Origin of the sequence: Glycomyces sp. NPDC048151 (assembly GCF_043202775.1) — a bacterium.
GTDB lineage: Bacteria > Actinomycetota > Actinomycetes > Mycobacteriales > Micromonosporaceae > Glycomyces.
The window spans coordinates 147,583-171,641 of record NZ_JBIDBB010000011.1 but is presented as its reverse complement, the minus strand read 5'-3'; the positions used below and the strand labels follow the sequence as shown (position 1 = coordinate 171,641).

General features: G+C 71.3%; 21 protein-coding genes. 4 read left to right on the top strand and 17 right to left on the bottom strand.

All coding sequences use genetic code 11. The features are described 5' to 3' along the window. Positions 1 to 15: 15 nt before the first annotated feature. The 7 genes from mgtE to ACGGCP_RS24700 form a co-directional block, all read right to left on the bottom strand. Positions 16 to 1,362, bottom strand: coding sequence for a magnesium transporter (mgtE, locus tag ACGGCP_RS24730; protein WP_392970614.1), 1,347 nt, complete (start codon positions 1,360 to 1,362; stop codon positions 16 to 18). A 415-nt stretch (positions 1,363 to 1,777) separates the two neighbouring features. Then, positions 1,778 to 2,938 carry an RNA-guided endonuclease InsQ/TnpB family protein gene (locus ACGGCP_RS24725; RefSeq protein WP_392970611.1) on the bottom strand — a complete coding sequence of 387 codons (1,161 nt, stop codon included), beginning with the start codon at positions 2,936 to 2,938 and terminating at the stop codon, positions 1,778 to 1,780. A 141-nt stretch (positions 2,939 to 3,079) separates the two neighbouring features. Beyond that, complete coding sequence (gene gatB, locus ACGGCP_RS24720) at positions 3,080 to 4,567, bottom strand: Asp-tRNA(Asn)/Glu-tRNA(Gln) amidotransferase subunit GatB (protein WP_392970608.1); 1,488 nt, start codon at positions 4,565 to 4,567, stop codon at positions 3,080 to 3,082. A gap of 6 nt (positions 4,568 to 4,573) precedes the next feature. Continuing rightward, complete coding sequence (gatA, locus tag ACGGCP_RS24715) at positions 4,574 to 6,106, bottom strand: Asp-tRNA(Asn)/Glu-tRNA(Gln) amidotransferase subunit GatA (RefSeq protein ID WP_392970605.1); 1,533 nt, start codon at positions 6,104 to 6,106, stop codon at positions 4,574 to 4,576. A gap of 3 nt (positions 6,107 to 6,109) precedes the next feature. Continuing rightward, positions 6,110 to 6,406, bottom strand: a complete 297-nt coding sequence (gatC, locus tag ACGGCP_RS24710; protein ID WP_392970602.1) for an Asp-tRNA(Asn)/Glu-tRNA(Gln) amidotransferase subunit GatC — start codon at positions 6,404 to 6,406, stop codon at positions 6,110 to 6,112. 354 nt (positions 6,407 to 6,760) lie between these two features. Further along, positions 6,761 to 8,572: an ABC transporter ATP-binding protein gene (locus ACGGCP_RS24705; RefSeq protein WP_392970599.1), complete on the bottom strand. Its 1,812-nt coding sequence runs from the start codon at positions 8,570 to 8,572 to the stop codon at positions 6,761 to 6,763. Next, positions 8,569 to 10,323, bottom strand: a complete 1,755-nt coding sequence (locus ACGGCP_RS24700; protein WP_392970596.1) for an ABC transporter ATP-binding protein — start codon at positions 10,321 to 10,323, stop codon at positions 8,569 to 8,571. The genes ACGGCP_RS24705 and ACGGCP_RS24700 overlap by 4 nt, the downstream gene beginning before the upstream one ends. A gap of 326 nt (positions 10,324 to 10,649) precedes the next feature. On the opposite strand from ACGGCP_RS24700, the gene ACGGCP_RS24695 reads away from it, so the two are divergent. The 3 genes from ACGGCP_RS24695 to ACGGCP_RS24685 all read left to right on the top strand — a co-directional run bounded on the left by ACGGCP_RS24695 (position 10,650) and on the right by ACGGCP_RS24685 (position 12,601). Beyond that, positions 10,650 to 11,129, top strand: a complete 480-nt coding sequence (locus ACGGCP_RS24695; RefSeq protein WP_392970593.1) for a hypothetical protein — start codon at positions 10,650 to 10,652, stop codon at positions 11,127 to 11,129. A 78-nt stretch (positions 11,130 to 11,207) separates the two neighbouring features. Continuing rightward, complete coding sequence (locus ACGGCP_RS24690) at positions 11,208 to 11,789, top strand: alpha/beta fold hydrolase (protein WP_392970590.1); 582 nt, start codon at positions 11,208 to 11,210, stop codon at positions 11,787 to 11,789. A 164-nt stretch (positions 11,790 to 11,953) separates the two neighbouring features. After that, positions 11,954 to 12,601 (top strand): dihydrofolate reductase family protein, encoded by a 648-nt coding sequence (locus ACGGCP_RS24685; protein ID WP_392970587.1) that lies wholly within the window; start codon positions 11,954 to 11,956, stop codon positions 12,599 to 12,601. Positions 12,602 to 12,658: 57 nt separating this feature from the next. Here ACGGCP_RS24685 and ACGGCP_RS24680 read toward each other — a convergent pair whose 3' ends face one another. The 3 genes from ACGGCP_RS24680 to ACGGCP_RS24670 form a co-directional block, all read right to left on the bottom strand. After that, the gene (locus ACGGCP_RS24680; protein WP_392970584.1) at positions 12,659 to 13,132 is read right to left on the bottom strand and encodes a diadenosine tetraphosphate hydrolase; all 474 of its coding nucleotides are present in this window, start codon (positions 13,130 to 13,132) and stop codon (positions 12,659 to 12,661) included. A 455-nt stretch (positions 13,133 to 13,587) separates the two neighbouring features. Then, on the bottom strand, positions 13,588 to 14,208 hold the full coding sequence (locus tag ACGGCP_RS24675) for a tyrosine-protein phosphatase (RefSeq protein WP_392970581.1): 621 nt from the start codon (positions 14,206 to 14,208) through the stop codon (positions 13,588 to 13,590). A 64-nt stretch (positions 14,209 to 14,272) separates the two neighbouring features. After that, positions 14,273 to 15,049, bottom strand: coding sequence for a helix-turn-helix domain-containing protein (locus ACGGCP_RS24670; protein ID WP_392970578.1), 777 nt, complete (start codon positions 15,047 to 15,049; stop codon positions 14,273 to 14,275). Positions 15,050 to 15,175: 126 nt separating this feature from the next. Between ACGGCP_RS24670 and ACGGCP_RS24665 the strand changes: the two genes are divergently transcribed. Continuing rightward, positions 15,176 to 15,541 (top strand): nuclear transport factor 2 family protein, encoded by a 366-nt coding sequence (locus ACGGCP_RS24665; RefSeq protein WP_392970575.1) that lies wholly within the window; start codon positions 15,176 to 15,178, stop codon positions 15,539 to 15,541. 30 nt (positions 15,542 to 15,571) lie between these two features. Here ACGGCP_RS24665 and ACGGCP_RS24660 read toward each other — a convergent pair whose 3' ends face one another. The 7 genes from ACGGCP_RS24660 to ACGGCP_RS24630 all read right to left on the bottom strand — a co-directional run bounded on the left by ACGGCP_RS24660 (position 15,572) and on the right by ACGGCP_RS24630 (position 24,053). Further along, positions 15,572 to 16,336 (bottom strand): protein phosphatase 2C domain-containing protein, encoded by a 765-nt coding sequence (locus ACGGCP_RS24660; protein ID WP_392970572.1) that lies wholly within the window; start codon positions 16,334 to 16,336, stop codon positions 15,572 to 15,574. Between the two features lie 11 nt (positions 16,337 to 16,347). Beyond that, positions 16,348 to 18,087 (bottom strand): ABC transporter ATP-binding protein, encoded by a 1,740-nt coding sequence (locus ACGGCP_RS24655; RefSeq protein ID WP_392970569.1) that lies wholly within the window; start codon positions 18,085 to 18,087, stop codon positions 16,348 to 16,350. Beyond that, the gene (locus tag ACGGCP_RS24650) at positions 18,084 to 19,775 is read right to left on the bottom strand and encodes an ABC transporter transmembrane domain-containing protein (RefSeq protein ID WP_392970566.1); all 1,692 of its coding nucleotides are present in this window, start codon (positions 19,773 to 19,775) and stop codon (positions 18,084 to 18,086) included. The genes ACGGCP_RS24655 and ACGGCP_RS24650 overlap by 4 nt, the downstream gene beginning before the upstream one ends. A 44-nt stretch (positions 19,776 to 19,819) precedes the next feature. Then, entirely contained in the window at positions 19,820 to 20,899 is a 1,080-nt protein-coding gene (locus ACGGCP_RS24645) for a response regulator (protein ID WP_392970563.1), read from the bottom strand. Between the two features lie 277 nt (positions 20,900 to 21,176). Continuing rightward, positions 21,177 to 21,980, bottom strand: coding sequence for a 23S ribosomal RNA methyltransferase Erm (gene erm, locus ACGGCP_RS24640; RefSeq protein WP_392970560.1), 804 nt, complete (start codon positions 21,978 to 21,980; stop codon positions 21,177 to 21,179). A gap of 193 nt (positions 21,981 to 22,173) precedes the next feature. Next, positions 22,174 to 23,706: a cation acetate symporter gene (locus ACGGCP_RS24635; protein ID WP_392970768.1), complete on the bottom strand. Its 1,533-nt coding sequence runs from the start codon at positions 23,704 to 23,706 to the stop codon at positions 22,174 to 22,176. Further along, positions 23,703 to 24,053 (bottom strand): hypothetical protein, encoded by a 351-nt coding sequence (locus tag ACGGCP_RS24630; protein ID WP_392970557.1) that lies wholly within the window; start codon positions 24,051 to 24,053, stop codon positions 23,703 to 23,705. Before ACGGCP_RS24630 ends, ACGGCP_RS24635 begins: the two co-directional genes overlap by 4 nt. Between the last annotated feature and the right edge of the window lie 6 nt (positions 24,054 to 24,059).

Sequence of the window (24,059 nt, the reverse complement as noted above, 5' to 3'; positions counted from 1 at the left end):
CTTCTCCATGCCGTTTCACCCGGTCAGGGCCGGGCCCAGGACGAGCGCCGCGACGCCGAAGTAGATCAGCAGTCCCGTTGCGTCGCAGAGGGTCGAGACCATGGGGGCCGAGATGACGGCCGGGTCGATGCCGACCTTCTTGGCCAGGAGCGGCAGGAACGATCCGACGAACGTGGACCAGGTGCAGATGCACAGCAGGGTCACGCCGATGATGAGCCCGATGTCCCAGCCGTAGAGGAAGCCGACGACCGGGCCGCCGATGACCGCGAGGATGACGCCGAGCACGAAGCCGACGCGGGCTTCGCGCCAGATGATCTTGAAGACGTCGGAGAAGCGGACCTCGCCCACGGCCATGGCGCGGATGATCGTCACCGACGCCTGTGAGCCGGAGTTCCCGCCGGTGCCGGTGAGCAGCGAGATGAACAGCGCCAGCACCGTCATGTTCGCGAGGTAGCCCTCGAAGGTGTTCAGCACGGTCACCGTGAGGGAGGCGCTGATCGCGAGCACCGTCAGCCACAGCGCGCGCTTGCGGGCGAGCATGAACACGCCCGCCGAGAGATAGGGCCGCTCCAAGGGCTCGGCCGCACCGGCGAGCGTCGCGTCCTCGGTGTCCTCGGCTTCGAGGACCTCCATGGCGTCGTCCCAGGTGATCAGACCGACGAGCCGCTCTTCATGGTCGACGACCGAGAGCGCGTTGAGGTTGGCCTCCTGGATGAGGCGGGCCGCCTCTTCCTGGTCGGTGTCGGTGGAGACCTGGTAGTGCTCGTCCGCGATCAGCTCGTGGACGGGCGTGTCGGGGTCTGCGCTGACGAGGTCGGCGAGGGTGACCGTGCCGAGGAGCTTGCGGTGGCCGTCGGTCACCGGGAGCACGTCCAGGTGCCGGGGGCGTTCGCGCAGGTGCCGGATGCGCTCGATCGCGGCGGCTGCCGTCATCGACGCGCGCAGCGACACGAAGTCGGGGGTCATGATGCGCCCGGCCGACTCGGGCTCGTACCCGAGGAGCTGGGCGGTGGTGCGCCGGTCGGCGGCGCTCAACTGGGACTGGAAGCGGGTCGCGACCTTCGCGGGCATCTCGTCGAAGAGCTTGGCCCGGTCGTCGGCCTCCATGGAGTCGAGCAGGTCGCGCACGAACTCGGTCTTGAGTCCGTCGAGCAGTTCCTGCTGGTGGACGGTGTCGAGCTCTTCGAAGACGGCGAGCGCGCGGTCCTTGGGGAGGAGCCGGAACCGGAGGGCCTGCTCGGCCAGCTCCATACGGGGCAGCTCTTCGGCGAGTTCGACGGTCGAGGTGTCGGCGAGTTCCAGACGGAGTGCCGCGAGCTCGTCTACCGCCGCGGGCGAAATGGGCTGAATGAGCTGTGCCATGTCAGCCACCTCCTAAACACGAGGAAAGGGCCGTGCCCTTGAGTACCCGCGTAGGAAGTGCAGGTCAGCCCGTCCGCTCCAATGTAAGAGGACGCGGGGCACGGTAAAAGGAAAACTGGGAGAACACGTCGGTATCTCGACTAGATCCGGGGTCGTCGCCCATGGTCTCCACCTCCTTCGGCCGCACTTCTGCTGACGCGCTCAAGGGTAGCAATCCCTTGTGAACAACATCGCTCTCTGGGGTGCCCAAAGACTCGCGGCTCACACTGGGACTGAACGGACATTGACTTCCTCTTCTCCCTAGGGGAGGAGATTCCCGGCTTCCCGTCCCTGGTCGGGAACGGTCTACGGGAGGGTTCCTGGTTCAACCCGCCGCGCTCGATCTCTCGAGTCTGACCAGCGGTCCGCAGGCGTTTCAGGTCTCCGCAAGCCCTGCGGCGACCGGTGCGAGGCGGTGGCCCTCGCGACGAATATTGACTTCGGCATTCACATCCCGGTCATGGTGGGCTCCGCATACGCACTCCCAGGCCCGAACCTTGAGACCTGCGGGGCCTTTCGGCCCGGTCACGGCCCCGCATGCCGAGCACAGCTGCGTGGACGGGAAAAACCGGTCGACCTTGACAAACGTCCGTCCGGTACGCGAGGCCTTCGATTCGAGCAGGACCAGGAACCGGCCAAGCGCGGCGTCGTGGATCGACTTCGCGGCCCGGCCACGGGACAGGCCTTTGACATTCAGGTCTTCGACGTAGAGGGCTTGGTTTTCGCCCACCAGCGTGCGTACCTGCTTGTGCAGCCAATCGTCGCGACGATCCTTGATCTGCTCGTGCACCCGTGCCACCTTGATCCGGGCCTTGGCGCGGTTCGCGCTGCCTTTCGCCTTCCGTGAAAGATCCCGCTGCGCCCTCTTCAGCTTGCGTTCCAGTTTCGCGAAGAACCGCGGATTCTCGATGACCTTGCCACCGCGCAGGACCGCGAAGTCCTTGAGCCCGAGATCGATCCCAGTCTCCGCTCCCGGGTCATTTAGCGGTTCCAGAGCCTCGGCGTCATCATCGACCGCGACGACGAAACTGGCGAAGTATTTCCCGGTCGGAGCCTTGATCACGGTCACCGATGACGGCTCGGCTGCCAGCGGGCGCGACCACGCGACTCTCAGTTCCCCGACCTTCGCGATATAGAGTCGACCATTCGGCTTCAGACGAAACCCGTTGCGCGTGAACCGGGCCGACTGCCGGTTTGAACGGCGTTTGAACCGCGGCGGCCCCACCCGCGCACCGGACCGCTCGCCTTTGAGCGAGTCGAAGAAATTCCGATACGCGGCGTGGCAGTCTCGTAGTGCCTGCTGCAACGGCACGGTCGACACCTCCGCCAGCCAGGCCCGCTCCGGCGTCAGTTTCGCCGCTGTGATCAACAGCTTGTCCAACTGTGCCGTCGACGGGAACGGCCGCCCTTCCGCGTGCGCTTTCCTGCGGGCCGCGACAGCATCGTTATAGACCGTCCGCACGCACCCGAACGTCCTCGCGAGCGACTTGCGCTGCGGGAGTGTCGGGTAGACCCGGAAGGTGTAGCGAAGCTGCACGAACACCACGATAAGTCAGAGGTACGACATTCCCTCCGATCGCCCCGGATTCTTCCCCGGTCTGAGTGCCGGGGCATCTTCCGGGAGACCGGGTGAAGGCGAAAGGGCCGGATGTGTCATCCGGCCCTTCCTCGTGTTCGTCTAGCTCAGCTTGTCGATGATGATCTGGCGGACGGTGCCCGCGTCGGCCTGGCCCTTGGTGGCCTTCATGACCGCGCCGATGAGGACCCCGGCGGCGGCGTGGGTGCCGCCGCGGATCTTGTCGGCGACGGCCGGGTTCGCGGCGATGGCCTCGTCGACGGCGGCTTCGAGCGCCCCGGTGTCGGAGACGACCTCGAGGCCGCGCTTGGCGGCGACGTCGGCCGGGTCGCCCTCGCCGGCGAGCACGCCGTCGATGACCTGGCGGGCCAGCTTGTCGTTGAGGCGGCCGTCGTCGACCATGCCCTGCAGCTCGGCGACCTGCTTCGGCGTGATCGCGAGCGCGGCGAGTTCCTCGCCGGACTCGTTGGCGCGGCGCGAGAGCTCGCCGAGCCACCACTTGACCGCGCCCGCGGGCGAGGCCCCGGCCGCGACGGTGGCCTCGATCAGTCCGACGGCGTCGGCGTTGACGACCGACTGCATCTCCTTGTCGCCCAAGGACCATTCGGCCTGGAGGCGCTCGCGGCGCTGGCGGGGGGGCTCGGGCAGCGACGCCCGCAGCTCCTCGACCCATTCACGGGACGGCTCCATGACGGCCAGGTCGGGCTCGGGGAAGTACCGGTAGTCGGTGGCCTCCTCTTTGGAGCGGCCGGGGCTGGTGGTGCCGTCGGTCTCGTGGAAGTGGCGGGTCTCCTGGAAGATCCGCTCCCCCGCGTCCAGGAGCGCCGACTGGCGGCGGACCTCGTAGCGGACGGCGCGTTCGACCGAGCGCAGCGAGTTGACGTTCTTCGTCTCGGTGCGGGTGCCCCAGTCGTCGCCGGGGAGGTTCAGCGAGAGGTTGACGTCGCAGCGCAGCGAGCCCTGCTCCATGCGGACGTCCGAGACGCCGAGGGAGCGCACGATGTCGCGCAGTTCGGCGACGTAGGCGCGGGCGACCTCGGGGGCAAGGGCGCCGGTGCCGGGGACGGGCTTGGTGACGATCTCCACGAGCGGGATCCCGGCGCGGTTGTAGTCCACGAGGGACTCGGTCGCGCCGTGGATGCGGCCGGTCGCGCCGCCGACGTGGAGGGTCTTGCCGGTGTCCTCTTCGAGGTGGACGCGCTCGATCTCGATGCGGTAGTCCTTGCCGTCCACGACCACGTCGACGTAGCCGTTCTCGCAGAGCGGCTCCTCGTACTGACTGGTCTGGAAGTTCTTCGGCATGTCCGGGTAGAAGTAGTTCTTCCGGGCGAAGCGGGTCCACTCGGCGATGTGGCAGTTCAGCGCGAGGCCGATCTTGATGGTCGCCTCGATCGCGGCCTTGTTCGCGACCGGGAGCGCGCCGGGCAGGGCCAGGCAGACCGGGCAGGTCTGGGTGTTCGGCTCGGCGCCGAACGCGGTCGAGCAGCCGCAGAACATCTTGGTGTTCGTGTCGAGCTCGATGTGGGTCTCGAGGCCGAGGACGGGCTCGTAGGTCTCGACGGCCTTGTCGTAGTCGTTCAACTTGGTCATGTCGCTCTACTTCCCCTTCTCGTCGAACGCAGTGAGACGTAGATTTGTTGAGATCTCGGGCGCGGTGTCGGCGAGCAGGGTGTCCTGGGTGGACTCCAGGGCGGCCGCGACGCGGTAGGTGATGTCGTCGCCCATGACCGGGCCCATGACCTGCAGGCCCACGGGCATGCCCTCGGAGAGGCCGACCGGCACGGAGACGCCGGGGCCGCCGTAGAGGTTGGTCGGGATCGTGTAGAGGTCGGCGAGGTACATCTGGTACGGGTCGCCGGTGCGCTCGCCGAACTCGAAGGCGATGAACGGCGTGGTCGGGCTGATGATCGCGTCGACCGATTCGAAGGCCTTCTCGAAGTCCTGCTTGATGAGCGTGCGGACCAGCTGGGCCTTGCCGTAGAACGCGTCCACGTACCCGGCGCTGAGCGCGTAGGTGCCGAGGATGATGCGGCGCTTCACTTCCGGGCCGAAGCCGGCCTCGCGGGTGAGGCTCATGACCTCTTCGAGCGAGTGCTTGCCGTCGTCCCCGGCGCGCAGGCCGTACCGGACGCCGTCGTAGCGGGCCAGGTTGGAGGAGGCCTCGGACGGGGCGATGAGGTAGTACGTGGGCAGCGCGTAGGTGAAGGACGGGCAGGAGACCTCCCTGATCTCTGCCCCGAGCTTCACGAGCTGTTCGACGCCCGCCTCGTAGGCGGCGATGACGCCCGGCTCGGCGGCGTCGGCGCCCTCGGCGAACTCCTTGACGATGCCGAGCTTGACGCCGGACAGGTCGCCGTTGGCACCGGCCTTGGCGGCCGCGACCACGGGCGGGACGGGCGCGTCGATCGCGGTGGAGTCGCGCGGGTCGAACCCGGAGATGACCTCGTGGAGCAGCGCGCCGTCGAGGGCGTTGCGGGACACGGGACCCGGGGTGTCCAGCGAGGACGAGAAGGCGATGAGGCCGTAGCGGGAGTTGGACCCGTAGGTGGGCTTCGCGCCGAAGGTGCCGGTGACGGCGCCGGGCTGGCGGATCGAGCCGCCGGTGTCGGTGCCGATCGCGAGCGGGGCCATCTTCGCGGCGACGGCCGCGGCCGAGCCGCCGCCGGAGCCGCCGGGGATGCGCCCGGTGTCCCACGGGTTCAGAGTCGCGCCGAACGCGGAGTACTCGGTGGAGGAGCCCATCGCGAACTCGTCCATGTTCGTCTTGCCGAGGATCGGCATCTTCGCGGCCTTGATGCGCTCGGTGATCGTCGCGTCGTACGGCGGGATCCAGCCTTCGAGGATCTTCGAGGCAGCGGTGGTCGGCAGGCCCTTGGTGACCACGACGTCCTTGACGGCGATCGGCACGCCCGCGAGCGGACCGAGGTCCTGGCCGGCGGCGACGGCCGCGTCGACCTCGGCCGCGGTGGCGAGCGCGCCTTCGCGGTCGACGTGCAGGAACGCGTTGACCGTGCCGTCGACGGCGGCGATGCGGTCGAGGAACGCGGTGGTGACCTCGACGGAGGTGAGGCGGCCCTCGCGGATGTCCGCGGCCAGTTCGGCGGCGGTCCGGTCGATGATGCGGCTCATGGGCTACTCCTCGTCCAGGATGCGCGGGACGCGGAAGCGATCCTCGGCGGTGTCGGGGCCGCCCGCGAGGACGGCGTCGCGGGGCAGGGACGGCTGGGGCTGGTCTTCCCGGAAGACGTTCACCAGCGGCACCGCGTGGGAGGTCGGCTGGACGCCGTCCGTGTCGACCTCGGCGAGCGTCTTCATCGATTCGAGGATCACGTCGAGCTGGCCCGCGAAGGCGTCGAGCTCGGCATCGGTGACTTCGAGGCGGGCCAGTCGCGCCAGGTGCGCGACTTCCTCGCGTGAAATCGTACTCACGACAGGTGTTTCCTAACGGTTACTAGCTGCGGGAAGACCAGTCGAGTCTAGGCCTTGCGCGGTCGCCGCCAGAGGCGGGCACCGCCCAGTGTGGGACCGCCGGAGGAGGCTTACCGGCAGGTGTGACCGACGGCTCGCGAAATTCGATCGACACGGATCGAGTGACCTGGATACGACCCCCTAGCCACTGGACATGTGACGTGATACTCTTTCGTCACTGGTTCGGAACGGGTTTCCTGGTTTCCTTTCTGTTTCCTTGCTAAGAACGAGTCGGTGGGTGTTCCGACTTGTGGTGGTGTTCTCGGACCAGTACAGGCCCCGGGCTTCGGCCCGGGGCCTGGTTTTTTGTTTGGGCTACAAGGCATTCGCTTCGAGTGCGAATGCGCCTTCCTCATCATTCTCAGTCGCTTCGACATCGCCGTGCCAGGCCCGCCAGAGCGCCGCGTAATGGCCGTCGAGTGCGATCAGCTCGTCATGGCTTCCCAATTCCGCGACCCGGCCGTCCTCGACCACCGCGATGCGGTCGGCGTCGTGCGCGGTGTGGAGCCGGTGGGCGATCGCGATCACGGTGCGGCCCTCCAGGACCGCACCGAGGGCGCGTTCGGTGTCGCGGGCGGCGCGGGGGTCGAGCATCGCGGTCGCCTCGTCGAGGATCACCACATCGGGGTCGGCCAGGATGATCCGCGCGAGCGCGATCTGCTGGGCGCTCGCCGCGTCCAGCTCCCGGTTCTTGCCTCCCAGCGGCGTGTCGAGCCCCTCGGGCAGGTCGAACGCCCAGTCCGCGCCGACCGCCGCCAGGGCCTCGTTCAGCTCGTCGTCGCGGGCTTCGGCCTTGGCGAGGACCAGGTTGTCGCGCAAGGAGGCCGTGAAGACGTGGTGCTCCTGGGTGACCAGGGTGACGCGCTTGCGGCGCTCGTCGAGCGGCAGCGCGGCCACGTCGACGCCGCCGATCGCGGCGCGGCCCTCGCGGGGCACGTCGGAACCGGAGATGAGGCGCGCGAGCGTCGACTTGCCTGCGCCCGAAGGGCCCACGACGGCGAGGCGCTGCCCGGCCGGGACGCTGAGCGTGACGCCGTGGAGGACGTCGCGCGGGCTCGTCGGGTACGCGTACCGGACCTCGGTGAGGTCGACGGTGCCGTCGACCGGGCGCTCGGCTGTGGCGTCCGCTTCGGCGTCCTCGGCCTCGGCGACGCCCTCGATGCGGGACATGGCCGCGAAGCCGCGCTGGACCTTCTCGACCCACATGAGGATGTGGTCGATCGGGAACATGATCTGGCGGGTCAGCACCGCGCAGGACGCCACGGTGCCGAGCGTGACCTCGCCGTTGAAGTAGAACGCGCCGCCGACGAGGAGCACCGTCGCGGTCGGCAGCGCGTACGCGCCGTCCAGGAACGGGAAGTAGACGCTGCGCAGGAACAGCGTGTACCGCGCGGCCTTCCAGTGCTTGGCGACCGTGGCGTCACCGGCGGCGTCGCGCTGCGCGCCGAGCCGGTAGGCCTCGGTCGTGCGAGCGCCGTCGGCCGAGGCGCCGATCGTGTCGCCGATCGTCGACTCGGCCTGGCGCTCGGCGAGGTAGCCGTCGCGGCCGCGCTTGAGGTACCAGCGGGTGCCGACCACCAGCGGCGGGACGACCACGAGCATGCACAGGCCGAGCACCGGGCTCGCGATGAGCATGGCGGCGAAGAAGACGACGACCTTGAGGATCGAGACGGTGACCTGCGGGAGGCCGTCACGGAACAGGACCCCGGCCTCGGGCACGTCGGCCGAGGAGCGGGTCATGAGGTCGCCGGAGCCGGCCTGCTCGACCACCGGCATCGGCAGGCGCAGGGCGCGCTCGACGAACTGGGTGCGCATCCGCGCCGAGAGGCGTTCGCCGAGGCGGTAGGACACGTACGTGCCCGCCCAGGTGAACGCGACGACCGCGACGATCGCGGCGGCGATGCCCAGCGCGAGCCTGTCGATCCCGTCCGTGCCGGAGCCGCCGGACAGCTGGTCGATCATGTCCCCCAGCAGGATCGGCGCGATGGCGGCGGCCACGGCGGCGACCAGGTGAAGACCCACCGCGGCGATCGCGCGGCGCTTCTCGGAGGCGAGCAGCCGGAAGAACGCGCGGCGGACCGTCCTGGTGTCGGCGATCGGCAGCTGGTTCGTTCGCTTGTCCGTCATGACTCTCCCCTGGTGACGAGTGCGCGGTAGTCGGCGTCGGCCGCGACCAGTTCGCGGTGCGTGCCGTGGGCGATGACCTTGCCGCCCCGCACGAACGCGACCTTGTCGGCGCGGCCGAGCCACAGCGGCGAGGTGGTCGCGACGGCCGTGGCACGGCCCGCGCGCGTCTCGGCCAGGCGTTCGACGATGCGGGCCTCGGTGTGGGAGTCGACCGCCGAGGTGGGCTCGTGGAGCAGCAGGGCCTCGGGGTCGGCGGCGATCGCGCGGGCCAGGCGCAGGCGCTGGCGCTGGCCGCCGGAGAGGGTGCGGGCCTGGTTGTCGACCTCGGTGTCGAGGCCGTCAGGAAGGGCCTCGACGACGTCGTGGGCGGAGGCGGCCTCGATGGCGGCTTCGACGCGGTCGTGCCCGTCGCGGGCGGCGACCGCGGCCGCGACGGTCCCGGCGAACAGGTACGCGTCGTGGTCGGCGACGAGCACGCGGCGGCGCAGCTCGTCCCGGTCCAGTTGCGCCACAGGCACTGTGCCGAAGCGGGCTTCGGACTCGGTGAAGCCGCCGAGGCGGTCGAAGACCGCGGCGACCTGCTCGGAGTCGCCTGAGGCGACGGCAAGCAGCTGGCCGCCCGCGACGGTGAGGCCGGACTCGGGGTCGTGGAGTTCGGCGCCTTCGCGCGGGCCGGGCAGGATCTCGCCGGGGGCCTCGCGTTCGGGCGTGTTCAGCAGCTCGCAGACCTTGCCTGCGGCGACGCGGCCCTCGATGATCCTGTAGGTGCAGCCGATGAGCCAGTGCACGGGCAGCAGCATCGCGCTCGTGTAGCCGAACGCGGCGACCATCTGGCCGGGCGTCAGGTCCCCCGAGGCCACTTGGCGCGCGGCGATCCAGATGACGACGCCGAGGAGGATCGCGGGCGTGCCCTCGCCGAGGGAGTTCAGCCAGGCGGTGGGCCCGGCGACCTTGTACCCGGCGGAGCGCAGCGCGTCCGAGTCGCGCTTGTAGGAGGCGTTGAAGCGGGCCTCGCCGCCGATGCCGCGCAGCACGCGCAGGCCCGAGACGATGTCGGAGGCGCGCTCGGTGATGTCGCCGACGCGCTCGCGGTACTGCTCCTGGCGGTCCTGGAGGCGGGTGAGCAGGGGGCCGGTGATGAAGCCGACGACGATGACGCCGATGAAGATGGTGAGGCCCAGCGCGACCGACGTGTTGAACAGGAGGACGCCGACCGCGATGAGCCCGATGAGGCAGCCCGCGGTGGGCGCGAGCGAGTCGACGGCCCAGGAGATCCGGTTGATGTCCGTCGCGCCGACGCTCACGACCTCGCCGGTGGTGAGCTTCTTGCGCAGGTCGTCGCCGAGGCGGTTGACCTTGCGGGTGGCGAGCTGCAGGACCCGGTAGGAGGCGTCCGCGCGCCAGAAGACGGTGAGGCGGTGCGACCAGACGATCATGCCGGCCGTGGCGAACCCGGCGAGGACCATGCCGAGCGACCAGAACGCCAGCGCGCCCCAGTCCCGTTCGCGCAGACCGTTGTCGACGGCCCCGGTGAGGAAGAACGGGAGCACGGGCAGCGCGCCGAGCGCGATGCCGGAGGTGACGAGCGCGGCGACGGTGAGGCCCTTGCGGCGGGTGGCGAGCCAGGCGAGGAGGCGCCAGGGGGTGGTGGGCGGCTGCTTCGCGGCGGCCGCGGACGACGGGTCGCCCCTTGTCCCTTCGGGGAGCAACGGGTTGTCGAGCGGCAGCACGGGGGCGCGGAGGAACCTCACTAGCCGAGCGTAAAGGGAGGGTCCGACACCCGGCAATCGATTAACCCCTCGAACGGGTGCCTACCAGGAGGTTTCGCCGGGCGCGGCGGCCGGGGAGAGACCGAGATCTCCCCCGTTCTCATGGGACGAAACGGACCCACCGGGAAAAGGTCTCACTTCAACTCGTACACTCGGCGCGTCGCATCGGTACCTGACCACCACCGAGGAGGACCGTCATCGGGAAGCTGCGCCGTATCACCGGGGCCGGGCTCTTGACGGCGGGTTCGGCGCTCGCCTTCGGCCTTCTCGGATGGATTGCGGCCCACAGCATCTCGTCGTGGCTTCTCGTGCACTGCCACGTGAACGGCGCGGCCCCCGATGTGTGGCGGCTCGACAGCCACGCGGGCGAGGCCGCCCTTTTCGCGGGCTGCCTCGCGGCCGCTTCGCTCCTGGCGCTGGCCGCGGCTCCTGCCGCGGGCCGGCCGGGCGGTCCGGACCGGCGGCGCACGACGCGGCTCTCGGCCCTCGTCTCGGTCAGCGCGTTCCTCGGCACCGACGCGGCCGAGCGGCTCGTGTCGGGCGACCATCCCGTCCCGCCGCTCATGGTGCTGCTCATCGGCCTCGCGGTCTACACCGTGGTCGGGACCGGCACGTCGCTGCTCTGGCGGTACTGCCTCGGCAGCATGCGGGGCGTGTCGGGTCTTCTTGAGCGGCGCTTTCCGCTTGCGCCGCAACGCCTCTCAATGCTCACCGAGCGGCCCGACGCCGCCCCGGCGCGTTCCTACACCGGCATCCGCGCAGGCCGCTCCCCACCCGCGACCGCGTAGCCCCCACCGCGCCGCACCCTCCGCGGCGCCGCCCGGCCCTGCCCGCGACCATGCCGACCACCCGACAGGAGCTACGCCATGCCTGCCCTGCGATTCGAAGACCTCCTCCAAGACCCCGACCGCGAACACGACGCCGACCGCTGGGGCGCCGACGGCCGCCCCGTGCTGCTGCTCAACCCCACGGGCGCGGACCGCTCGGCCTGGTGGCCCGTCGCGGCCCGCCTCGCCGACGAGCACGCCGTCGCCGTCCTCGACCTCCCCGACGCCGGGTCGCTCGGCGACCGGGCGGACGTGCTCGCGGAGTACGTCGCCGCGATGGGCACGCGCGCCCCGGTCCTCGCGGGCCACGGCGACGCGGCGCTCGTCGCTGCCCTCTTCGCGGCCCGCTACGTCGCGCACGCGGTCGTCGGCGTCGAACAGCGACTCGACGGGCCGCCCCGCGACCCGGAGACCGGGCGCGCGCTCGCCGAGATCACCGGCGGGCGCCTCCGCTGCCGGTACCTCGCGGTCTTCGCCAGCGCCCCGGAATCCGAGTACGAGGCCTGGCTTCGGGAGCGCATCCCCGAAGCGGTCTGCAGGACCTACGGGACCGGGAGCGGCTTCCCGCATCTGGCGGACCCGAAGCGCTTCACAGCGGACATCCGCGACCTCGCCGCATGACCGACGCAGCGGCTCACCCCGGACCCCGGGGCGGGCCGCTCTCGTCGTCCGGCGACATGTGCGCCCGCAAAAGTGACGCGGGACACGTCATGAATCCCGCGTTTGACGATGAATCGATGCGGCCCGCGGGGTCTCATCATCATCACCACGAACGGGAGAACCTCATGAGCCAGCTTCTCAGGGTCCAGAACTTCAACGTCTCGGCCGACGGCTTCGGCGCGGGCGAGGGCCAGTCGCTCGAGCGGCCGTTCGGCCACGCCGACCCCGGCACGATGTTCGCCTGGGCCGGGGCGACCGCGCACTGGCCCAACCGCACCGACCCGGGAGGCAGCCGCGGCCTCGACGACTACCTCGTGCGCGACTTCCACAACAACATCGGCGCGGAGATCATGGGCGCCCACAAGTTCAGCCCCCACCGCGGGCCCTGGGAGAACCTGGAGTGGCAGGGCTGGTGGGGCGACGAGCCGCCGTTTCACACGCCGGTCTTCGTCATGACGCACCACCTCCGGCCGTCGTTCTCCCTGTCGGACACGACGTTCCACTTCACCGACGCCGACCCGGCCGCGGTCCTGGAACGGGCCCGTGAAGCGGCGCAGGGCAAGGACGTCCGCCTCGGCGGCGGCGCGACCGTCATCCGGGAGTTCCTCGAAGCCGACCTCGTCGACACGCTCCACGTGGCGGTCTCCCCCAAGGTCGAACTCGGTTCCGGCTCGCGCCTGTGGGAGTCCCCGGACGAGCTCGCCGACCGCTTCCACCTCGAAGTCGTCCCCAGCCCCAGCGGCGTCCTGCACCACCTCTTCTGGCGCAAGTAGCCACCCGCACGACCAACGGAGGCGGTCCCCCACCAGGGGACCGCCTCTGCGTCTGTCTCAGGACCCGAGCCTGTCGAGCTCCTCACCGATCGCCGATCGCAGCTGGTCATGCTGCGGACCGAGCGCGTACTGCTCGTCGCGCCAGCGCTCCCTCGGGTATCGCCACACCGGCCCGCCGATGAGGTCTGCCGGTTCCCAGTCGAACCGCGGCCACACGTGGGCGTGCAGGAATGGATCGGTGTTCCCCAGTATCTCCAGGTTGACCCGCCTGAAGCCGGGATCCGAACGCTTGCAGACGATCTCGACGGCTTCGCCTAGACGATCCATGCCGGATAGGAACGCCATCCGCTTCGGCCGGGGAAGGTCTGACAGACGCTGGACCCCGATCTCGTCCGCGAGCAGCACCGAGTACCCCGGCAGGAACTGCACGTCCCCGATGACCGCGAAGCCCGCTTCCAGCCGCCGCACAACGGTCGGATTCTCGCCGCGCAGCGCGCTGCCGATCCTGTCTCTCCACCAGTCATCGCTCATGGTCGCCGACCCTACAACCGGTCGCCTGGCGACCCGAAGGTCGGATTCGGGCGGTCGCGGTTTGGTGGAACGTCGTCGGCGATCCGGATCCCGTTCCAGGCTCGCCTTCGGGAGGTCTGGCTCGTACACGGGCCGGCCCGAAACGGCAGCCGGAGCGGAGGCGAAGGACCGCAAGAACTGCGCACCGCGGAGCGCATCGCCGACCTCCAGGTCGGCGGGCATTTCGGTGAAGTCGCCGTCGATCGGATCTCGTGGGACTTCCAACTCACGGCTGCTGGTGCGCGCAGGCTCTTCTCCACCTTCTCAGCGCTCAAGGTACTTTCCGCTGGGCGGCGCGAAAACCTCCTCGACCGGATCGCGGGTCTGATCGAGGAGGAATTCGGCGGAGAAGTCGTGTACCCCTATGTGACAGTGGCCTACACGGCCCGCAAGGTCGCATAGGGACTGCGGAGCGGCTATGCGGCGGTCAGGCGTCGGCGGACTGCTTCGAGGTGGTCGGGTGCTACTCCGGCGCTGGTGAGGTAGGCGGCCGGTCCCCCGTGCCGGGTGTCGAAGTGGGCGAGGAGGTCTTGCATGGTCTTCGGTTCGGTGCCTTCGGTGGCGGTGTAGTCGGCGACGATGGTCCCGTGGTCGGCCCCGGCGGTGGCGAGGGCGAGCGCGGTCAGGATTCCGGTGCGGTCACGGCCTGCGTGGCAGTGGACCAGGACGGGGCCGGGCGGGGCTTCGGCGAGGGCGGTGAACGCGGCGGCGACGCGTTCGGGGGCGTGGTCGACCTCGGGGCGGTAGTCGTCGGGGGCGGTGGGGTCGAAGCCCGGGTAGACGCCGAGGAGCGGCAGGTTCAGGTAGATCTCGTCGTCGGCGAACGGGCTCGGGAACTCGCGGGCCTCCCACGCGTGGCGGAGGTCGATGATGCGGGCGACGCCGAGCGCGCGGACCGCCGCGATGCCCTCCTCGGTGAGCAGGTCGTGGTTGTCCGAGCGCAGCAGCGCGTTCGCGCGGACCGAGCCGCCCCCGGCGAGGGGCGTGCCGCCCAGGTCGCGGGCGTTGACGCAGTCGGGAAGGTCCAGAAAGGGCATGGCGCTCCACAGAGTCGGGTTGCGGGGGAAGCCGCCGATGCTACCGGAGCGCCTGCGCTCACGGCTAGTGCTGCGCGAGGGCGGCGGCGGTCTCGGGGTCGGCTGGGAAGAAGGACTCGATGGCGAGTTCGGCCACGGTGACGTCCATCGGGGTACCGAAGACCGTTGTGGTGCTGAGGAACGAGAGGACGCCGCTGCCGGTGTCGATGCGGAGAGGGACGACGAGGCTGTGCGGCGGGGCGGTGTCGGTGCCGCCGGGGTACTTGCGCAGTTCGGCGTGGAGCGCCTCGAGTTCGGGGTCGCCGGTGGCGCGGATCTGGTGGTCGAGGCGGGTGAGAATGTGGCCGCGCCACTGCGGGAGGTTGCGGATGCGGGGTGCGACGCCCTTGGGGTGCAGGCTGAGCCGGAGGACGTTGACGGGCGGTTCGAGGAGTTCGGGCGCGCAGCCGTCGAGGAGGCGGTCGATGGCGGGGTTGGCGTCGACCATGGTCCACTGCCGGTCGACGACGACGGCCGGGTACGGCATGTGGCCGTCGAGGATCTGGATGAGCGCCCGGCTGATGCTGCTCATCGAGGGCCGGTCGAGCGGGGTCTCGCTGTAGGCGGGCGCGTGGCCCGCGGCCAGGAGGATGTCGTTGCGGTGGCGGAGCGGGACGTCGAGGGCTTCGCAGACCTTGACGCACATCGCCGCGGTGGGCCGGGACCGCCCGGTCTCGATGAAGCTGAGGTGGCGGGAGGAGATCCGGCACCGGATCGCGAGCTCCTGCTGGGTCAGGTGCCGCTGCCTGCGCCAGTGCCGGAGCAGTTCGCCCGGGGTCGCTTCGGTGAGCTGTGCTGCCATGCGGCCCAGACTAAACCCTGAGGTAGGGCGGGCCGTTACCTCCGAGGTAATCGACGGGCGGCGCGAACGGGGCGAGGCTGGTGTCGTTCCCGCAAGACGGCGGGGCACCGAGAGACAGGAAACGACATGAACGACTTCGACGCCATCGCCGCCGACTACCTCGAGGCCTTCAACGCGACCGACGCCGCCGAGCGGAAGCGCCTCGTCGCCGACGTGTTCGCCGCCGACGTCGCCTATGCCGACCCGATGGCGGCCGTCGCGGGCCACGACGGGGTCGACGCCTTCATCGCCGGGGCGCACCAGCAGTTCCCCGGCTGGGTGTTCACGCTCCTCGGCCGGGTCGACGGGCACGGGAACCAGGCCCGGTTCACGTGGGGCCTCGGCCCGGAGGGCGCGGAGCCGCCCGTGGTCGGGTTCGACGTGGTCGTGGTGGACGGCGAGGGCCGGATCGCGCAGGTGCTGGGCTTCCTCGACAAGGTCCCGACCGCTTGAGCCGCAACGGGGGCGGGCCCGCGCCCGCCCCTACGGCAGGTCGATGACGACGGCGGTGGCGTCGTCGTGGCGCTTGCCGCTCCACCGGTCGGGGTCGGGGTCGTCGAGTTCGGCCGCGCGCACGGCCTGGACGAGCGGCTTGGGGCCCTGTGCAGCGAAGGCCATGAGTTCGGGCAGGCCGTAGCCGAACCGGTAGGTCAGGCGGGTGATGCCGTTGGAGCACAACAGGATGCGGCGGACCCCGGCCGCCGGTCGGGACCCGGCGTAGGCGTGGTCGGCCGCTTCGGGCACGGCTCCGGCGAACCAGGCGCCGCCGGGCTTGTTGCGGTACCGGTCGATGTACGCGCGGATGCCCTCAACGGTGTCCGGCGGATCGGGCAGCTCGTACATGCGGTTGTCGGTCTCCATGGTCACGTCGCCCCCAGTGCTCTCGAACAGGATCGCGGCGTCGCCGACGACCAGCCATTCCGCCTGGTCGCCGTTCATGCGCACGACCGCCGCGGTCGCGCCCGGCGAGCGCGGGTGCGCGAGGTCGCATGCCGGGCCGTGGTCGGCGGCGGTGGCGCGGATGGCCGACCGCAGGACGTCCCTCAGCGAGCCCTCGCGGATCCGGTCGTGGAGGTGGGCGCCGAGTCGGCCGACGATCCAGGCGACGCCGTGGACGCAGCCGACGTCCACGCCCGCAGGCGGGTTCGCGCCGTCGAGGACGAGGGCCCAGTCCGGGCCCGTCAAGGCGAGGTCCTGGTTCTCCTCGCCGGAACCGGTCTCGCTGTGGCTGTCGGCCGCAAAGGTCATGCTGTCTCCGCTCAGACGCTGGCACCGTGCCAGGTGTTCCAGAGCCGAGCGTACGGGCCGTTCGCTTGCAGGAGTTCGTCATGGCTGCCGAGTTCGGCGAGTCCTCCGTCCTCGATGACGGCGATGCGGTCGGCGTCGTGCGCGGTGTGGAGGCGGTGCGCGATGCCGATGACGGTGCGGCCCTCCAGGACCGCCGCGAGCGCGCGTTCGGTGTCGCGGGCCGCGCGGGGGTCGAGCATCGCGGTGGCCTCGTCGAGGATCACCACGTCGGGGTCGGCGAGGATGATGCGGGCCAGCGCGATCTGCTGAGCGGCAGCAGGGTCGAGTTCCTTCGCGGTGCCGCCGAGTTCGGCGTCGAGGTCGTCGGCCCAGTCGGCGCCGACGGTGGCGAGGGCCCGGCGCAGTTCGGCGTCGTCGGCGCCGGGTTTGGCGAGGGTGAGGTTGTCGCGGAGGGTCGCGGTGAAGACGTGGTGCTCCTGGGTCACGAGCGTGACGTGGCCGCGGCGTTCGCCGAGCGGGAGGGCCGCCACGTCGACGCCGCCGATGCGGACCTGGCCGGACTTCGGCGCGTCGATGCCGGAGACGAGGCGGGCGATCGTCGATTTGCCGGCGCCGCTGGGGCCGACGACGGCGAGGCGTTCGCCCGCGGGGATCCGCAGGTCGACGCCGTGGAGCACCTCGGGGCCGGTCGGGTAGGCGAAGTGGACGGACCGGAGTTCGACGGTGCCGTCGACCGGGGTCGCTGCGGTGCCGGTCTCGTCCTCGGTGTCGATCGCCGCGACGCCTTCGACCCTCGCGAAGGACGCGAAGCCGCGCTGGAGCCATTCGACCATCATGAGCAGGAAGTTCATCGGGCTCATGATCTGGCGGGAGAGCACCGCGCACGTGGCGACCTCGCCGAGGCTGACGCTTCCGTCGAAGTACATAGCGCCGCCGAGGATCAGCACTGCCGAAGCGGGGAGCACGTAGGAGCTCTCGAGCGTCAGGAAGTAGACGCTGCGCAGGAACAGCGTGTACTTGTTCGCGGCCCAGTGCGCGGCGATCGTGGTGTCGCCGTGGGCGATCCGGTCGGCCTCGAGGCGGTACAGCTCGGCCGTGCGGGCGCCGTCGGCGGTCGCGGCGAGCGCTTCGCCGGAGCGGGACTCGGCGCGGGCCTGCGTGAGGTACCCGGCGCGGGCGCGCTTGAGGTACCAGCGGGCCCCGACGGCGATGAGCGGCACCGCGAGGAGCATGCAGACGGCGAGGAGGGCGTTGACCCAGATCATCGCGCCGAGGTAGACCAGCGCGGTCAGGATCGCCACGGCCGCTTTGGGGAGCGCGTCGCGGATGAGGTTGCCCGACTGCGGGACGTCGACCGAGGTGCGGGTCATGAGGTCGCCCGAGCCGGCCTGCTCGGCGGTGTGCAGCGGCAGGCGCAGGCACTGCTCGACGAAGCGTTCGCGCAGCCGCGCGGAGAGGACCTCGCCGACGCGGTTCGCGGTGAAGCTCGCGAGCCAGGTGAGCGCGACGGCGGCGATGATCGCCGCGGCCATGCCGGCGGCGAGCACGTCGACGTCGCCGATGCCCTCCCCCGCGGCGAGCGCGTCGATCATGCGGCCCATGAGGAGCGGCGCGGCGGTCGAGGCCCCGGCCGCGGCGACGCGGAGGGTGACGGCGACGCCGACGCGGGCCCGTTCGGAGAGCAGCAGGGCGGCGAAGGCGCGGCGGACGCGGTCGGGTTCGGCGACGGGCAGTTCGGTGCGGGCGGTCACGAGAGCTCCCGGTTCACTAGGGCGCGGTAGTCGGGGCGGGAGTGCGCGAGTTCGGCGTGGGTGCCGGTGGCGGCGACCTTGCCGTCCTGGACGAACGCGACGCGGTCGGCGCGGCCGAGCCACAGCGGGGAGGCGCTGCAGATCGCGGTGGTGCGGCCGTGCCGGTGCGCGGTGAGGCGGTCGGTGATGCGCGCTTCGGTGTGGGAGTCCACTGCGGACGTCGGTTCGAGGAGGAGCAGGACCTCGGGGTCGGCCGCGAGCGCCCGGGCGAGGCGCAGGCGCTGGCGCTGGCCGCCGGAGAGGGTGCGGGCCTGGTTGTCGAGTTCGGTGCCGAGGCCGTCGGGGAGGGAGTCGACGACGTCGTCGGCGGCGGCCGTGGTGATCGCGGCCTTGGTGTCGGTGCCGCCGATGACGGCGGTGAGGGTGCCGGCGAAGAGGTACGCGTCGTGGTCGCCGGGGAGGATGCGGCGGCGCAGTTCGCCGGAGTCCATGCGGGACACCGGGACCGTGCCGAAGGTCGCCTCGGAGGGCGCGAGGCCCGCGAGGCGGTCGAAGATGAGGGCGGCGGCCTCGGTGTCGGCGGTGGCGACGGCGGTGAGGCCGGGGGCGAGGGTGAGCCCGGATTCGGGGTCGTGGAGTTCGGCCCCGGTTGCCGGTCCCCGCATGGGGTCTCGCGGGGTCTCGCGTTCGGGGAGGACGAGGAGTTCGCAGACCTTGGCGCAGGCGACCTCGCCCTGGATGATCGTCATGGCCGTGCCGAGGAGCCAGCGCACGGGCATGAGCAGCGCGGCGGTGTACCCGTACGCGGCGACCATCTGGCCGACGGTGATGTCGCCGGAGGCGACGAGGCGGGCGGACATCCAGACGACCGCGCCGAGGAGGATCGCAGGTGCGCCTTCGGAGATCGCGTCGATCCACGCGCCGGGGGCGGCGAGGCCGTACCCGGACCGCTTGAGGCGCTGGGAGTCGCGGCGGTAGGCGGCGTTGAAGCGGTCCTCGCCGCCGACGCCGCGCAGGACGCGCAGGCCCGCGACGATGTCGGCGGCGCGTTCGGTGACGGTGCCGACGTCGCGGCGGTAGGTGCCGTAGCGGGCCTGGAGGCTGCGGAGCATCGGGCCGGTGAGGGCGGCGACGGCGGCGACGCCGATGAAGACGGTGAGGCCGAGCGGGGCGGACATGCTGAAAAGCAGCACGGCCACCGCGACGATGCCGGTCACGCAGCCGACCGTGGGCGCGAGGGACTCGATGGCGCGGCCGATCGAGACGACGTCGGTGACGCCGACGCTGACCACGTTGCCGGTGGTGGTCTGGCGGCCCAGGCGCGAGCCGAGGCGGGCGGTCTTGCGGGTGGCGAGCTGGAGGACGCGGTACTGGGCGTCGTGCCGCCACCAGACGGTGAGTCGGTGGTGGATCACGATGCTCACGGCCGCAACGGAACCGGCGAGGGTGAGCGCGCCGGCCCAGGCGAGGAGGGCGCCCCAGTCGCGGCCGCGGATGCCGTCGTCGACGGCGCCGGTGAGGAAGATCGGCATGACGGGGACGAGGCCGAGGGAGAACACCGCCGAGATGAGGACGGCGGCGGCGAGGGCCTTGCGGCGGGTGCCGAGCCAGGCGAAGAGCCGCCAGGATCGCGTCGGCGGTTCGCCGGGGTCGTCTACGGGCAGTTCGGGTGCGCGGAGGAGTGACACAGGCCCAAGGTAGCGAGGACCCGATCAGATCGGCAAACGTTTAACTACGTCTGTTTCCCGGTGAGGCGGTCGATCCAACTGGAGGACGCGTTCGAGGAGGACTGCTGGGCGCGGAGGTCGCCGACGAACTCGACGACGATGTCGACCAGCTTCTCGGGGCTGCTCGTGGTGGTGATCGCGCGCGGGTGCGGGGCGGCGTGGGCGGCCGAGTTCTCGGAGAAGAACACTGCGGGCGTGGGGATCCCGGCGGTGACCATGCGGTCGACGAGCCGCATTCCGGCGGCGTCGCCGTCGGGTTCGCCTTCGCGGCGCATGTCGGTGATGACGAGGTCGTACGAGCGTTTACCCAAGGCGCGCATGGCTTCGTCGGTGGAGGCGACGGGGTCGACGGTGATCCCGGCGGTGCGGAAGAGCCGGACCAGGGAGTCGTTCCACTCGGGGTGGTCGTCGGCCCACAGGATCGCGCCGCCCTGGAGGTCCCCGGCGGCCAGCGCGAGCTTCGTGGCGGCGCGTTTGCTGCGGTTCTCCGCGTGCCCGGGGCGGTAGGCGAGCGGCTGCCGGTAGGCGGCGGGCAGGGGCTGGTTCCACTGCGCGCCTTGGCCGTAGTAGGTGCCGCCGCCGGGCGGGGCCGCGATCACGGGGTAGGTCGGCGGGATGCCCGGGACCTGCTGGTTGGGGGCGGTCATGGTCGCCGGGGGCCGGTCGTCGCGCGGCTCGGGGTCGGCGGGGGTGTCTGCGGGCGGGGTGGCGAGGAGGTCCGGCTTGGGTTCGGCGGGCGGCTCGGTGTGGACGGCGTCGTCCTCGTCGGCGGGCTCGGCGGGCGGAGAGGGCGGCGGGACGGTGCCGTAGACCGCGCCGGTCGGGACCTGCTGGGTCGGCAGGGGGTAGCGGGTCCAGTCCGGTTCGGCGAGCAGCGGGATCTGCGGCTCGGGCCCGCGCATGGCGGCCTGCTCGATGGCCTGCTGGGCGAGTTCGACGGTGACCCAAGGGGTCTCGACCTTCGTCATGCGCGGGGCCTGCGCGGTGAAGATCCGCTTGGCGATGGCGAGGGCGATGAACCCGAAGCCGATCCACAGGAACGCCGGGAGCACCTTGATCAGTTCGATCCAGATGGCTTCGCTCATCGAGGGCTCCAAAGAGGGGGTACCGGGACCGGGCGTCTCTACCTTAATCGGTCAACGCCAGGGGGGTGTCTGGTGATCCTGGGCGAGGCTGCATCCGAGTCCGTTTGTCCGCTCGCTCTGCGAATTGACGGCTCGCAAGCTTCGCCGAGACCGCGGAAGGCCCTCCGAATACCGGGGTTGTATTCGGAGGGCCGACAACGCAGCGAGCGGGCGAACGGGCCGGATGCAGACCGTCCAGGATCACCAGACACCCCCTAAGCCCCGGAACCGCGCGGCCTCACCGCACGAGGGCTCGGAACAGGGCGATCCACCGGTCCGGCGGGACGTGGCCGACGACCTGGTCGCGGCCGATCCCGGCCTCGGCGCACGCGTCGAACGCCTGCCGCCTCGGCACGACGCGGCACAGCGACGCGGCGAGGGAACCGCCGAGTCCGGAGAAGCCGAGGTCGACCAGGTCGCGGTAGTCGGGCACGGCCGCCTTCTGCAGCAGCGGATCGGAGCGCCGCCCGATGTGGAGGACGCCCGCGTCGACCTGCGGCACGGGCCGGAACTCGCGGCGGTCGATGCGCATGCCGAGCGCGAAGTGGAACTCGGGCCAGTGCGCGACGGTGAGGCGGCTCCAGCGGCCGTAGTCGCCGGTGTGCTTGCGGGCGAACTCGAGCTGCGTGATGAGGCTCGCGGAGGCCAGCGCGGGCGCGCGCAGGCACCAGCGGACGATGTCGGTGGTGATCCCGAAGGGCGCGTTGGCGACCACGGTGAACCGCCGGTGCGGGGGCGCGACGTCGCGGAAGTCGGCCTGGTGGCAGGCGAAGTGCTCGTGGTGGCCCAGGCGCGAGCGCAGGCGTTCGACGAAGTGGCGGTCCTTCTCGTAGGCGGTGACGCGGCGGGCGCGTTCGAGCAGCGGCCTGGTGACCATGCCGTCGCCGGGGCCGACCTCGATCACGTGGTCGCCGGGGCGGACGCTGGCCGAGTCGACGAAGGCGCGCGCGGTGTGCGCGTCGCGCAGGAAGTTCTGGGACAGGGCCTTGCGGTCGGAGATGCCGCGGTGCTCGCGGGCACGCGGGAACTGGCTGCGGGACATGGGGATGCTCCATGGAGACGAGTCGGATCAGGACGATCGATTCGCCTAGGCCCGCGCAGGGGCGCAGCCGCCGTCAGAAGGGCGGTCGGAAGAAGCGCGTGCGGTGGCCTAGGCCGCCGCGCGCAGCCGAATGAAGCAGGGGCCGAACGCGGCGCACGCGTTCAGCCCGGGTGATCCGTACATGCCAGCGAGGCTAGCCGGTCTCCTCGGCGGCGTCCACCCGGTTCTCGCGGCGTGTGCGCGGGATCGCCCCGGTGTCGCCCGAGGAGTAGCGGCCGGGGACGTGGAGGCGCAGGACCGCCTCGCTCGCCCAGTCGGGGACCGAGCCGGGCCGGGAGGCGGCGATCATGACGAGGAACGCCAACGGGACTGTCCATAGTGCTGGTTGGGCGAGGAGGACCGAGACGACGCCCGGTTCGAGGTCGAGGACCACCGACGCGAGCGCCGCGCCCGTGGAGGTGCCCGCGCCGACGAGCAGGCCCGCCGTCGCGCCCGCCGCCGTGAGGCCGCGCCACCAGATGCCGAGGGTCAGCAGCGGGCAGAACGTCGAGGCGGCCACCGCGAACGCCCAGCCCACGAGCACGTTGATGTCCACGTCGGAGGCGGGCAGCGACAGTGCGACCGCCAGGCCCGTGCCGACGACGACGCCCAGGCGCAGCCGCGAGAGCGAGCCGCCGAACAGGTCGTGCGAGAGGCCCCCGGCGAGCGCGAGCAGCAGGCCCGAGGAGGTCGAGAGGAACGCGGCGAACGCGCCCGCCGCGACCAGGGCCGTGAGTACCGCGCCCGCGCCGCCGGGGGCGATCGCGCCGGGCACGAGGAGCGGCACCACGTCGGTCTCCTCCGGGTCGGGGGTGGCGATCCGCCCGAGGAGGCCGTACACGATGGGCCACAGGTAGAAGAAGCTGAGCAGCACGATCACCGAGACGGCCACTCTTCGGGCCGCGCGGGCCCCGGCGACGGTGTGGAAACGCATGACGACGTGCGGGAGGCCCATGGCGCCCAACGTGGTCGCGACCAGGACCGAGACCGTGGCGAGCAGCGGGTGCCCGGAGCCGTCGAGGTCGAGGAGCGGGCGCGACCAGTCAGGGTCGGCGGCCGGGTCGACGGCCGCGCCACGCCGTGCAGGCCCGGCCAGCGCGATGAGGAACACGGCGGGCCCGGCGATGAACGCGAGCTTCACCAGGTAGTGGAAGGCCTGCACGTAGGTGGCCGAGCGCATGCCGCCGACGGCGATCGTCGAGGAGACCACGAGCCCGGCGCCGACCACGCCGATCCAGTACGGGATGCCGGAGACGAGCTCGAGGACCACGCCGGCCGCTTTGAACTGCGGCAGCAGGTACAGGAGCATGATGACGAGCACGACGAGGCCGCACAGGCGGCGGATGCGCGGCGACCCGAGCCGGTACTCCGCGAAGTCCGGCACCGTGAACGCGCCGCTGCGGCGCATCGGCCCGGCCGCGAGCGCGGCGACGAGCACGTACCCGGCGGTGAAGCCCACGGCGTACCACATAGCGCCGACGCCGTTCTTGACGAGCAGGCCCGCGAGCCCGAGCACCGAAGCGGCCGAGACGTACTCGCCCGCGATGGCGAGCGCGTTCCAGCCGGGGACGATGCTGCGGGAGGCGACCAGGAAGTCCGGTGTGGAGCGTGCGGCGCGCACGCCCCAGACGCCGATGACGACGCTGGCGGCGAGCACCAGGCTGATGGCGGCCAGGCCGAGCATCAGTCGTCCTCGCAGTACTGGGCCTCGATGCGTTCGGCCCGGCGGACGTGGACGGCCGCGAGGGCCAGCAGGACCGGGTAGGGCGCGAAGAAGAGCACGGCCCAGCCGAGGCGGCCGGGGGTGAGGATCGCGGCGGCGAGCAGGGCGGCGAGGGCGAGCACGAGCGCGGCGGCGGTGCGGACGGCGAGTCGGCGCTGGCGGTGCAGCGCGCGTTCGGCGTCGTCGAAGTCGATGGCGCTGCGGTCGACGGGCGGCCGGCCCGAGAGGCGGCTGAGGCGGCGCGTGGCATCGGACCTGCGCCGCAGGGCGAGACGGGTCTGGGGGCTGGTGACGCGGACGCGCTGGTTCATCGGCGC

Bases quoted from the DNA above. Each gene is read 5' to 3' on its own strand.
- mgtE (WP_392970614.1), bottom strand. From the start codon at position 1,362: ATGGCACAGCTCATTCAGCCCATTTCGCCCGCGGCGGTAGACGAGCTC.
- gatB (WP_392970608.1), bottom strand. From the start codon at position 4,567: ATGACCAAGTTGAACGACTACGACAAGGCCGTCGAGACCTACGAGCCC.
- gatA (WP_392970605.1), bottom strand. From the start codon at position 6,106: ATGAGCCGCATCATCGACCGGACCGCCGCCGAACTGGCCGCGGACATC.
- ACGGCP_RS24705 (WP_392970599.1), bottom strand. From the start codon at position 8,572: ATGACGGACAAGCGAACGAACCAGCTGCCGATCGCCGACACCAGGACG.
- ACGGCP_RS24690 (WP_392970590.1), top strand. From the start codon at position 11,208: ATGCCTGCCCTGCGATTCGAAGACCTCCTCCAAGACCCCGACCGCGAA.
- ACGGCP_RS24685 (WP_392970587.1), top strand. From the start codon at position 11,954: ATGAGCCAGCTTCTCAGGGTCCAGAACTTCAACGTCTCGGCCGACGGC.
- ACGGCP_RS24680 (WP_392970584.1), bottom strand. From the start codon at position 13,132: ATGAGCGATGACTGGTGGAGAGACAGGATCGGCAGCGCGCTGCGCGGC.
- ACGGCP_RS24675 (WP_392970581.1), bottom strand. From the start codon at position 14,208: ATGCCCTTTCTGGACCTTCCCGACTGCGTCAACGCCCGCGACCTGGGC.
- ACGGCP_RS24670 (WP_392970578.1), bottom strand. From the start codon at position 15,049: ATGGCAGCACAGCTCACCGAAGCGACCCCGGGCGAACTGCTCCGGCAC.
- ACGGCP_RS24665 (WP_392970575.1), top strand. From the start codon at position 15,176: ATGAACGACTTCGACGCCATCGCCGCCGACTACCTCGAGGCCTTCAAC.
- ACGGCP_RS24660 (WP_392970572.1), bottom strand. From the start codon at position 16,336: ATGACCTTTGCGGCCGACAGCCACAGCGAGACCGGTTCCGGCGAGGAG.
- ACGGCP_RS24645 (WP_392970563.1), bottom strand. From the start codon at position 20,899: ATGAGCGAAGCCATCTGGATCGAACTGATCAAGGTGCTCCCGGCGTTC.
- erm (WP_392970560.1), bottom strand. From the start codon at position 21,980: ATGTCCCGCAGCCAGTTCCCGCGTGCCCGCGAGCACCGCGGCATCTCC.
- ACGGCP_RS24630 (WP_392970557.1), bottom strand. From the start codon at position 24,053: ATGAACCAGCGCGTCCGCGTCACCAGCCCCCAGACCCGTCTCGCCCTG.